Annotated in this window: 11 protein-coding genes and 1 riboswitch; of the genes, 4 read left to right on the plus strand and 7 right to left on the minus strand. The window is 71.7% G+C overall.

Annotated features, from left to right (window positions below):
* Positions 1-4 precede the first annotated feature (4 nt).
* Positions 5-757, minus strand: coding sequence for a helix-turn-helix domain-containing protein (locus AB0H54_RS33010; protein ID WP_357350885.1), 753 nt, complete (start codon positions 755-757; stop codon positions 5-7).
* A 62-nt stretch (positions 758-819) separates the two neighbouring features.
* Between AB0H54_RS33010 and AB0H54_RS33015 the strand changes: the two genes are divergently transcribed.
* Entirely contained in the window at positions 820-1398 is a 579-nt protein-coding gene (locus AB0H54_RS33015; protein ID WP_357350887.1) for a TIGR03086 family metal-binding protein, read from the plus strand.
* Between the two features lie 113 nt (positions 1399-1511).
* Here the strand turns inward: AB0H54_RS33015 and AB0H54_RS33020 are convergent, their stop codons facing one another.
* The 5 genes from AB0H54_RS33020 to AB0H54_RS33040 all read right to left on the minus strand — a co-directional run bounded on the left by AB0H54_RS33020 (position 1512) and on the right by AB0H54_RS33040 (position 6842).
* Positions 1512-2708, minus strand: a complete 1197-nt coding sequence (locus AB0H54_RS33020; protein ID WP_357350889.1) for an MFS transporter — start codon at positions 2706-2708, stop codon at positions 1512-1514.
* 96 nt (positions 2709-2804) lie between these two features.
* Positions 2805-4154, minus strand: coding sequence for an LLM class flavin-dependent oxidoreductase (locus AB0H54_RS33025; protein WP_357350891.1), 1350 nt, complete (start codon positions 4152-4154; stop codon positions 2805-2807).
* The gene (locus AB0H54_RS33030) at positions 4151-4915 is read right to left on the minus strand and encodes an ABC transporter ATP-binding protein (protein WP_357350893.1); all 765 of its coding nucleotides are present in this window, start codon (positions 4913-4915) and stop codon (positions 4151-4153) included. Before AB0H54_RS33030 ends, AB0H54_RS33025 begins: the two co-directional genes overlap by 4 nt.
* Positions 4891-5751: an ABC transporter permease gene (locus AB0H54_RS33035; protein ID WP_357350895.1), complete on the minus strand. Its 861-nt coding sequence runs from the start codon at positions 5749-5751 to the stop codon at positions 4891-4893. The genes AB0H54_RS33030 and AB0H54_RS33035 overlap by 25 nt, the downstream gene beginning before the upstream one ends.
* Positions 5751-6842, minus strand: coding sequence for an ABC transporter substrate-binding protein (locus tag AB0H54_RS33040; RefSeq protein ID WP_357350897.1), 1092 nt, complete (start codon positions 6840-6842; stop codon positions 5751-5753). The genes AB0H54_RS33035 and AB0H54_RS33040 overlap by 1 nt, the downstream gene beginning before the upstream one ends.
* Positions 6843-6984: 142 nt before the next feature.
* Positions 6985-7048, plus strand: a riboswitch (cobalamin riboswitch).
* Positions 7049-7102: 54 nt separating this feature from the next.
* On the opposite strand from AB0H54_RS33040, the gene AB0H54_RS33045 reads away from it, so the two are divergent.
* From AB0H54_RS33045 to AB0H54_RS33055, 3 genes are read left to right on the plus strand one after another with little or no spacing between them, the layout of a single operon-like run.
* Positions 7103-8134, plus strand: a complete 1032-nt coding sequence (locus tag AB0H54_RS33045; protein WP_357350899.1) for an iron ABC transporter permease — start codon at positions 7103-7105, stop codon at positions 8132-8134.
* Positions 8131-9195, plus strand: a complete 1065-nt coding sequence (locus tag AB0H54_RS33050) for an ABC transporter ATP-binding protein (RefSeq protein WP_357350901.1) — start codon at positions 8131-8133, stop codon at positions 9193-9195. The genes AB0H54_RS33045 and AB0H54_RS33050 overlap by 4 nt, the downstream gene beginning before the upstream one ends.
* Positions 9195-10226 carry an ABC transporter substrate-binding protein gene (locus tag AB0H54_RS33055; protein ID WP_357350903.1) on the plus strand — a complete coding sequence of 344 codons (1032 nt, stop codon included), beginning with the start codon at positions 9195-9197 and terminating at the stop codon, positions 10224-10226. Before AB0H54_RS33050 ends, AB0H54_RS33055 begins: the two co-directional genes overlap by 1 nt.
* A 26-nt stretch (positions 10227-10252) precedes the next feature.
* Here the strand turns inward: AB0H54_RS33055 and AB0H54_RS33060 are convergent, their stop codons facing one another.
* Positions 10253-10720 (minus strand): SRPBCC domain-containing protein, encoded by a 468-nt coding sequence (locus AB0H54_RS33060; RefSeq protein WP_357350905.1) that lies wholly within the window; start codon positions 10718-10720, stop codon positions 10253-10255.
* Positions 10721-10860: the final 140 nt, after the last annotated feature.

A 10860-nucleotide genomic window follows, 5' to 3' on the forward strand; every position in this document is an offset into this window, starting at 1 on the left:
GGGGTCAGCGCGCGTCGTAGCGCCGCGCGTAGCGGGTCGGCGGTTCGCCGAAGATCCGGCGGAAATCCCGGCTGAGGTGGGCCTGATCGGCGTATCCGAGCTCGGCGGCGGTCCCGGCCCAGTCGATCTCGGTCCCGGCGGCGAGCCGCTCGGTGATCTCGTGCAGGCGATAGCGGCGCACCACCCATTTCGGGCCGAGTCCGACGTACTCGGCGAACAGCCGCTGGAGCCCGCGCACGCTCAGCCCGAATCGGTCCGCGATCGTCTCCACCCTGGTCACCTCGATGTCCTCGGCGATCGCGGCGACGATCCGGGCGGCGAGGTCGGCCCGCGGGTCCGGACCGGGCAGGTGCGCGCGAAGGAATCGCTCGACCGTGTCGACGTCGGCGACCGCGGGCAGCGCTGCGCCGAATACCGTTGTGGCGTCGATCGTCCGGTCCCGCAGCCGCGCTACCGGGCCGCCGAGGAACGGACGGAACATGCCGGGCCGGAACGCGACACCGAATACCGAACCGGTCCCCGACAACTCGCGATACACGTGCGACGACGACGGCCCGTGCACCTCGGCCCGCCCGTCCCGGAAGCTCAGGTGGACATTCGGCAGCGGCACCACCAACTGCCGATACGGCCGCTCGTAGGCCCAGGTCACCGACCAGTACCGCGCGACGTAGCGCGCCGGCTCCCCCGACGGTTCGGCGAACGTGTGCCGTTGCGCCGCGCGCCAGGCACCGCCGAGTTCCCGCGGGTCGCGCTCCACGCGGCGAGTGTATGTCGCGTTTGTTCAAGACAGCGCGAGGCCGAGGGTGATTACCTCGCTGTATGTCCGAAACCGAACGCGTCGCCCGCGCCGCCGAACCACTCTCGAAGCTCCTGCGCACCCTCACGCCGGACCAGCTCACCGCCCCGACGCCCTGCGCCGAGTTCGATGTCCGCGCCCTGCTAAACCACCTGCTGTTCTGGGGTCCGTCGCTCATCGGCGCGGCGCGCAAGGAGTCGGTCGCCCCGCCCGCTACCGCCGAATCCGAGGTCGACCTCACCGCGGGCGACTGGCCCGCCGCCCTCGACACCCAGCTCGCCGATCTCGCCACCGCCTGGCGCGACCCCGAGGCGTGGCAGGGCACCACCCACATGGGCGGGCCGACGGAACTGCCCGCGGCACTGGTCGGCGGCATGGTCGTCGGCGAACTGATCGTCCACGGCTGGGACCTGGCCCGCGCCCTCGGCACGACCGCCGACTGGGACGACGACCTGCTCCTCTACGCCTTCGACGAGACCACCGCCACCGCCGACCAGGGCCGCGCGATGGGCATCTACGGCCCGGAGATCCCCGTCGCCGCCGACGCTCCCCTCCTCGACCGCATCCTCGGCCTCACCGGCCGCGATCCCGCCGGGAGGTAGACCGCTCGATCGGCGCCCCGCCCGCCAGGCGCACTCGCCGATGCAGACCGCTGCACCCGCGCGCCTTCTACGATCGCCCCTCGCGGCAGCCCGAACACCCATGGGCCGCAGCATCACTCGTCGCTCACCAGCCGCGGCCGCACCCGGCCCGGGAACCAGCGGTAGATCGCCACGGTGCCCAGGCCGACGCCGACCGCGAGCAGCGCACCGGCGGCGGCCAGGCCCGCGGCCGCACCGACCAACCCGACCGAGACCGGGCCCGCGAACATCCCCACATCGTGGGTCAGCCGCCACGCGCCGAGGAATTCCGCGCGGCGGTCCTCCGGTGCGGCGAAGGCGCCGACGGTCATGATCAAGCCGTTGCTCAGGCCGTTGGCCAGCCCGAGCAGCATGGTCGCGGCGCCCATGGTGAGCGCCGAGTGGGTGAACGGCAGCGCCGCGTACCCCGCCGCGAAGCAGATGCCGCAGGCGATGCCGGTGACCCGGCTGCCCGCCCGGTCCAGCCAGACCCCGGCCGGGTACGACATGAGCACGTCGATCGCACCGGCCAGCCCGAACAGCAGACTGGTGGTCGCGGCATCGATGCCCAGGTGCGCCGCCCACAGCGGCAGCAGCGCGGTGCGCGAGGCCCGCGCCGCGCCGACCGCGACCGAGGCGAGCCCGAGCGTGCCCAGGGCCCTGCGGTTCTCGGAGAGCACCGTGTGCAGCGGCCGCAGCGCCGCCACGTCGTCGAGGTCGGCGGCGCGGATGGTCACCATCGCCGCGCTGGCCAGCAGCGTGGTGACGAGTTGCAGCCACAGCGCGCCGACCGGCCCGAACCCGTGCACCAGCGCGGCACCGAGGAACGGCCCGCAGAAGAATCCGAGACGGTGCGCGCCCGCCAGCGTCGACATGGCCCGCCCGCGCTGATCGGGCGCCACCACCGAGACCAGATAGGTCTGCCGCGCCAGCCCCCACACCGCGCCCGCCGCCCCGTTGAACAGCAGACCCACCGCCAGCACAGCGAGATTCGGCGCGAGGATCGCCGCCAGCACCCCGACCGTGCCGAGCACACTGCCGACCCCGATCGCCGCCCGCTCCCCGATCCGCGCGACGATCCGCCCCGCGGGCAGATCCGTCAGCACCATCCCGAGCCCACTCAACGCGACGATCAGCCCCGCCGCGCCCGCCGACGCCCCGAGGTCGAGCGCCCGCAGCGCGTACATCGGCGCGGCCGCCCCAGCGCCGACGCCGTACAGCGCCATCGGCGCGAACACCGGCCACACGAGCGACCGCATCCGCACCGATTCGTCGACTACCCCGGCGCTCACCGAGACCCAGCCGTCCGCCGGAGTGAGCCACGACGCGCGCTCACGGCATCACGGCTTCCGGCCCAGCGGTACAACAGTTCTCGTCGTCGATCCGGTTCATCCGACGCTGACGGGTTCCGGCGCGAACCGCCCGCGCGGCCGGGCCAGCCCGAAGTGATCGCGCAGCGTGGTGCCCGTGTACTCGGTGCGGAACAGCCCGCGCTCCTGCAGGATCGGCACCACCGTCTCGGCGAACACCTCCAGCCCACCGGGGTAGTACGGCGGCATCACATTGAAGCCGTCGGCCGCGCCCTGGGTGAACCATTCCTCGATGGTGTCGGCGATCTGCTCCGGCGTCCCGGCGAACACCCGGTGCCCGCGCGCGCCCGCGAGCCGGTGTAGCAGCCCGCGCAGGGTCGGTCGCTCCCGCTCGACGATGCCCGCCACCACCTGCAACCGGCTGCGCGCGTTGTCGGTGACATCGCCTGCCCCGGCGAACGTCTCGACCGGCACCGGTTCGTCCAGCGCGAGGGCGCGCAGCGAGGTACCGGTGAGGGATTCCAGCTGCTTGATCCCGTATTCGGGCACGGTGAGCTCGTTGAACTCCCGCTCCAACCGGAGTGCGGCGGCCTCGGTGTCGGCGATGAACGGGCTGATCCCCGGCAGGATCTTCACCTCGCTCGCGTCGCGCCCGAACTCGGCCGCCTTGGCCTTGATGTCGGCGTAGAAGGCCTGCGCGTCCGACAGCCGTTGGTGCGCGGTGAAGATGGCCTCGGCGTACTTGCCCGCGAAGGCCCTGCCCTCGTTCGACGCGCCCGCCTGCACCAGCACCGGATGCCCCTGCGGCGTGCGCGCGGCGTTGAACGGCCCACGCACGCTGAGGTGTTCACCGACGAAGTCGATCGGATGGATCTTGTCCGGGTCGGCGTAGACGCCAGCGGCCCGGTCGAGCAGGATCGCGTCGTCCTCCCAGCTGTCCCACAGCGCCACCACCGCGTCGACGAATTCCCGCGCGCGGGCATAGCGTTCGGCGTGGTCGGGATGCCGGTCCAGGCCGAAGTTGGCCGCGGCCAGATCGGTACCGGTGGTGACGATGTTCCAGCCCGCGCGGCCGCCGGAGATGTGGTCGAGCGAGGAGAACAGCCGCGCCAGGTTGTAGGGCTCGTAGTAGGTGGTCGACGCGGTGGCGATCAGGCCGAGATGCGTGGTCGCCGCGGCGATCGCAGTCAGCAGCGTGATCGGCTCCAGGCCCGGGGCGGCGTTGTGGCGCACATCGGTGCGCAGCGCGGGCCCGTCGGCGAAGAACACCGCGTCCAGCTTCGCCGCCTCGGCGGTGCGCCCGATCTCCTGGTAGTAGGTGACGTCGTAGATCCGGTCGGGCCTGCTGTCGGGATGCCGCCAGGCCGCCTCGTGATGCCCCGACGGGTAGATGAACGCGTTGAGACTCAGCTGCCGTGGTGCGCTCATGACGCTTGTTTCACTTCCTCGATGTCGGTGGTGTCGACGCCGAGCCCGGCCAGCAGGACCTCGCGCAACCGGATGAACTCCGGGTGCGCGTGCCTGCGCGGGCGCGGCGTGTCGATGCGCTGGTCGATCGCGATCCGGCCCTCGTCCAGGACCAGCACGCGGTCGGCGAGCAGTACGGCCTCGTCCACGTCGTGGGTCACCAGCAGCACGGCGGGCCGGTGCCGCTCGCACAGCGCCTGCAGCAGCGCGTGCATCCGGATCCGGGTGAGCGCGTCGAGCGCGCCGAACGGTTCGTCGGCCAGCAGCAACTCCGGCTCGCGCACCAGCGACCTGGCCAGCGCCACCCGCTGCTGCTCCCCACCGGAAAGCTCACGCGGCCACGCCTTCTCGCGTCCGGCCAGGCCGACCTCGGCGAGCGCCGCGCGCCCACGCCCGGCCGTGTCGCGCCCGGTGAGGCCGAGTACCACGTTGTCGAGCACCCGGGCCCACGGCAGCAGCCGCGAATCCTGGAACACCACGGCGCGCTGGGTCGGCACCGCGAGTTCGCCGGAGCCGGGGACATCGGCGTCGAGTTCGGCCAGCGCCCGCAGCAGCGTGCTCTTGCCCGACCCGCTGCGGCCGAGCAGCGCAACGAACTCGCCACGCCGGATCTCGATGTCGATGCCGTCGAGCACGATCCGCTCGCCGAAGCCGCGGGTGAGCGCGCGGGTGCGCACCACGCTGCGGTCCTCGTCGGTCAGTCGCCCAGTGTCTGTCGCCATGCCAGCGCCTTCCGTTCCGCCGCCCGCACGGCGAGGTCGCCGAAGAGCCCGAGGAGTCCGTAGATCACCAGACCGACGACGATGACGTCGATCTGTCCGTAGGTGCGCGCCTGCGTCATCAGGTAGCCGATGCCGCTGGTCGCGTTGACCTGCTCGACCACGACCAGCGCCAGCCAGGAGATGGTCACCGCCAGCCGCAGTCCGAGGAAGAAGCCCGGCAGCGAGCCCGGCAGCGCGATCCGCCGCAGGAACCCCCACCGCGACAGCCCGACGGTCTCGGCGAGCTCCACGTAGCGGGCGTCGACGCTGCGCAGATAGGCGTGGGTGTTGATATAGACCGGGATCAGCACGCTGGTCGTGATGACGATCAGCTTCATCTCCTCGCCGATGCCGAACCACACGATGAACAGCGGGATCAGCGCCAGCGTCGGGATGGCCCGCTTGATCTGCACCGGCCCGTCGACGATCGCCTCGCCGATCCGGCTCAGGCCCGCCACCAGCGCCAGCACGACGCCGATCAGCACACCGAGCCCGAGCCCGAGCGCGGCGCGCTGCAGCGAGGTCAGCAGGTTCGACTGCAGCCGGCCGTCGGCGATCAGGTCACCGGCGGTCTGCGCGACGGTCCACGGCGCGGGCAGGGTGTCCGGGTCGATCGCGCCGGTGGCCGAGCCGAGCACCCAGGCGCCGACGAGCAGCGCGGGACCGAGCGCGAAACCGAACGGGATGGGCTTGCCGGGTCCGAGCCTGCGGGTGCCCCGCCCGCGCGGTGCGAGTGCCGTGACCGGCGCCGGCGTGCTGCGAATCCGCCGCAGCACGCCGGCGTCGAGGGTGGCCATCAGCTCGCCGCCGGCGCGAACGCCGCCCCGCCGGCCGTGACCGCTTCGGTGACCGCCGCGTCGAAGCGCAGATCGAAACCGTCGGCGGCATCGATCTTCTTCGGCAGCTCGCCGACGGCGTCGATCGCGTCGATGGTGGTCTGCTGCCGGGCGACCAGCGCCTGGTCCAGGTGCGGGAACGTGTAGGTACCCAGCGATTCGACGATCCGCTTCGCGTCGTCGACGCTCACCTTCTGGCTGTCCACGTAGTACTTGGTCGCCCATTCCTCGCGGTGGGTGTTGGTCCACTGCCAGGCCCGCACGAACGCGCCGACGAGGGCGCGGGTGGCGGCGGCCTTGGCCGGGTCCTGGACCACCGCGCGACGCGCGTACAGGTAGGCCAGGCCGCTGTAGATCCCGGTCGTCTCCGAATCGGGGATCACCGAGGCGCCCTGGGTGCGCAGCAGCCGGGTCACATTGGGCTCGATCAGCGGCGCGACGTCGACCTGACCGGTGCGCACGGCATCGAGGAACTCCGCGAGCTGCAGCCGGACCAGCTGCACGTCGGTGGGCTTCAGCCCCGCCTTGGTGAGCGCCTTGAGCACTGCCGCCTGCTGCGCGGTGCCCTCGGCGTAGGCGATCTTCTTGCCCTTCAGGTCGGTCAGCTTGCTGATCGACCGTCCCGGCGCGACAGCGAGTTTCAGCGCCTGCGGGTTGGTCTGATACGAGCCGACGATCGGCACGTCCTGCCCGGCGGCCAGCGCGTGGATCGGCGGCACGTCGCCCACCTGACCCACATCGGCCGCGCCGGCCCGGAAGGCCTCGAGAATGGCCGGGCCACCGACGAAGTTGGCGAATTCGATCTTGAACGGCAGCTTGTCCAGCTCACCGGACAGTCGCAGCGCGGACTGCAACCGCTCCTGCTGGTCGGCCACGACGAGCGTGGTGCCCGCGGGAACCTCGGTGGGCAGGGGCGCGTCCGGGGTGCCGACCGGTGCGTCGCTGCCGTTCGAGCATCCGCTCAGGCCGAGCGTCGCAACGGTGGCCACCGCGAGGAGCGCGGCGGTGGCGCGGCCTCGCAGGCCGGGCAGGAAGGTGTTCGGTCGGTGCATAGTGGGATTGAATCAATCCGCGGTTTTCCCGAACAGCTTTAGCCTTACCGTGATCGGAACACCGGTGACACCCGCCGGTCCCCCGGTAGACCGCAGGCACCGAGTGCCAGGTTAGAGTTCGGTCGTCCTCCCCGGCGGGTGCGGGAATCCGGTGCAACTCCGGAACGGTCGCGCCACTGTGATCGCCTCGCGGCGAAAGTCAGACCTCCCTCGCCGGGCACCCTCTGAAAGGGCCGCGCCTTGCCTCTGGAGAACCCGCGATGATCCGTGCCCGGACATCGCTCGCCTTCCCGCTGCTCGGGGCGCTGTTGCTGGCCGCCATGATCGGCGCCACCGGCTTCGGCGCCGAGATCGTCCCCGTGTCCGCGGTGCTCGACACCCTCGGCGCCCGCCTGACCGGGACCACCCCCACCGACCTCGGCGTCGACACGATCGTCTGGCAGCTCCGGGTGCCCCGCACGGTCCTGGCCGCCGTGGTCGGCGCGGGTCTCGCGCTGGCGGGCGCGGCTATGCAGACGCTGGTGCGCAACCCCCTCGCCGACCCCTATCTGCTGGGCGTCTCCTCCGGCGCGGGCGTCGGCGCGGCCGCGGTGATCACCTCGGGGCTGTTCGCGGGCGCGGGCATCTGGGCGCTCTCGGGTGGCGCGCTGGCCGGCGCGTTCGGCGCGGCCACCCTCGTCTTCCTGGTGGCCTTCGCCCAGGGCGGTCTCACCCCGCTGCGGCTGGTCCTCACCGGCACCGTGCTCGGCTCGGCCTTCGCCGCGTTCAGCAGCTATCTGGTGTTCCGCAGCACCGATCCCGCCGCCGCGCAATCGGTCCTGTTCTGGCTGCTCGGCAGCCTCGCGGGGGCGGATTGGACCACCCTCGCGCTTCCGCTGGTCGTCGTGGTGGTCGCGGGTGCCGTCCTGCTGGCCATCGCCGGGTGGCTCGACGCCCTCACCCTCGGCGCGACCACCGCGTCGTCGATCGGTGTTCCGGTGAAGGAACTGCGCATCGGATTGTTCGTCCTGCTGGCGGTGCTCGTCGGGGTGCTGGTCGCGGTGTCGGGCGGGATCGGTTTCGTCGGGCTCGTCGTTCCCCACGCCGCGCGCATGATCGTCGGCCCACGCCACCGTGCGCTGCTGCCCGCCTGCGCCCTGTGCGGCGCGCTGTTCCTCGTCATCGCCGACGCCGCGACCCGGGTCCTGGTCCGCCCCACCGAGATTCCCGTCGGTGTCCTCACCGGCCTCATCGGCGCACCCACCTTCCTGCTCCTGATGGGTCGCCGCCGCTACCACTTCGGCGCCTCGTGACGACCCACGAACACACGGCCCGCACGGCACGGTCCGCCGACAGCGAGCACGCGGATCTCCGCGGCGCGACGCCTTCTGCGCAGCGGATCGATTCCGCCGGTACCGATCACGACACCCCTAGGTCCGACGCGCACGTCACGGTGACCGGTCCCGGCACCGAGGCCAGTGCCCCCGTCACCGCTCCGACCGCGACGGGCGATCCGGTCGACGCCCGGCCGAACGACGACGAGCGCGACGGTGGTGACGCAGGCACGGGCGACACCACCCGCCCGAACTCCGCGCGGCCCGGATCGATTCGGGCCGCCGGGCTGACGTGTTCGATCGGCCGCCGAAACGTCCTCACCGCCGTGGAATTCTCGATCGAGCCCGGCGAGACCGTAGGCATCGTCGGCCCCAACGGCAGCGGCAAGACCACGCTGCTGCGAACCCTGGCCGGTCTCCGCAAACCCGCACGCGGCCGAGTGCTCGTCGACGGCCGTGCGCTGCACGATCGACGACCGCGACACCGGGCCACCGCGGTGGCGTTGGTGGCCCAGGACGAGAGCCCTCCCGCCGACATGCTCGTCGGCGAAGTCGTCGCCCTCGGACTCACCCCCTATCTGCCACCGTGGGGGCTCGGCGCATCGGGCGAGCGTCAGCAGGTGCTGGAAGCGCTGGCGGCAGTGGATCTTTCGGGTTTCGCCGACCGCCCGGTGCAGCAGTTGTCGGGTGGCGAGCGGCAACGAGTGCTGCTGGCCCGCGCCCTGCTCCAGAACACCCCGGTCCTGCTGCTGGACGAGCCGACCAACCACCTCGACATCACCCACCAGCTCGAGCTCCTCGACCTGGTGCGCGGGCTGCGCCGCACCGTCGTCGCCGCCCTGCACGATCTGTCGCTGGCCGACCGCTACTGCGATCGGATCATCGTGCTGCACAACGGCATCGCCCGACCGCCCGCGCCGCCCGCCGAGGCGCTGACCCCCGCCGTCGTCGCCGAGGTGTTCGGCGTGGACGCCACCCGGGTCGCCCATCCGGTGACCGGCGAAGACCATCTGTTGATCACCCCGCGAAAGGCGCGCTGATGAAGAACACCGGCCGGATCCTGGCCACCACCGCACTCGCCGCCGTCCTGGCGGCCTGCACCGGCACCTCGGCGGACACCGCGTCCACCATCACGGTGCGCAACTGCGGCAAGGACACCCGCTTCCCCGCACCCGCGCAGCGGCTGTTCGTCAACGACGGCAACCTCGTCTCGATGATCCTGGCGCTCGGCGCCCAGGACCAGGTGACCGCGGTGTCGAGCATCCAGCGCGACGCCGACACCCTGCGCAGGCACTACGGCGCCGCCGTCGTCGACGGGCTGAAGTCCGTCGCCCCCGAGTACCCGTCGCGCGAAACCGTCCTCGCCCAGCGCCCGGATGTCATGGTCGCGGGCTGGAGCTACGGCTACGACGAGGCGAGCAACCTCACCCCCGCGGCACTCCAGAAGGACGGCGTGGCCGCCTACGTCCTCACCGAGAGCTGCCGCCAGCAGGACGGCGCGGCCGCCCGCGGCACCGTCGAACCCTGGACCGCGCTGCGCACCGACCTGACCGATCTGGGCGCCATCACCGGCCACCCCGACCGCGCCGCCGACGTCACCGCCGATCTCGACCGCAGGCTGGCCGCCCTCACCGCCGCCCCGAAGCCCGCGCAGGCCCCGACGGTCTTCCTCTTCGACAGCGGGACCGACACCATCTACTCCAGCGGCAAGTTCGGTGCGCCCCAGGCGATCCTCGAAGCGGCCGGCGCCCGCAATGTCCTCGACGACGTCGCCGACACCTGGACCAAGGTCTCGTGGGAGCGCCTGGCCGCCGCCGACCCGGACGCGATCATGTTCGTCGACTACCCCGGCCAGAGTTACGCGCAGAAGGTGGAGCTGCTGCGCGGCAAGCCGGGCATCAACGGGCTGCGCGCCGTCCGCGACAGCCGCTTCTTCAACCTGCCGTACGCGCTGTGGACCAGCGGCCCGCTCAATATCGACGCCACCGAGCAGATCCGCAAGCAGCTCGAAGCCTGGAATCTCGTCCCAGCCTCCGGCATCACGCCGCGCGCCGACGACGCCGTGCGCTGAACCGACGCGCGGCCGGGCGCGGCCGATCAGCCGATCGCGCCGCGCTCGACCAGGGCGACCATCTTCGCGAGCGCCACTTCCCACGCCACCTCGTTGTCGGCGAGCGTCATACCCGGCGGCACTCCCTCGTGCAGCACCTCGAGGTCGGTGCCGCCGTCGGCGTCGGCCAGCGTGAAGGTGATGGTCTGTGCGCCCGCCATATCCGGGATCTCGGTGACGAACTCCAGCACCTCCATCACCCGCTCCTCCGGGACCAGGCTCAGGAATCGCCCGTAGTAGGCATGGTGCTGCTGCTCCGTCGTCCCCGCCGCGGTGAACTCGTCCTGGGTGACGGTGATCGAGAAGACCCCGCCCTCCTCCGGCTCGAACCGATGCACCTCACTGACCATGCCGTCGGGCACCATCCAGGCCCGGACCGCCTCGGGGTCGATCAGCAGCTGATACACACTTCCGCGGGGCGCATTGATGTGCGTGCCGATCCTCGTGGTCGCCATAGCTCCACGGTAGTCCCCTGACCCGGCGAAAGGCTTGTGGACGCGAACGCAAAAAGGCCCTCCAGCAATGCTGGAGGGCCTTTCGCAATGATGTTCCGGCGGTGTCCTACTCTCCCACACCCTGTCGAGTGCAGTACCAT

The sequence above is a fragment of the Nocardia sp. NPDC050718 genome, from assembly GCF_040654235.1.
GTDB lineage: Bacteria > Actinomycetota > Actinomycetes > Mycobacteriales > Mycobacteriaceae > Nocardia.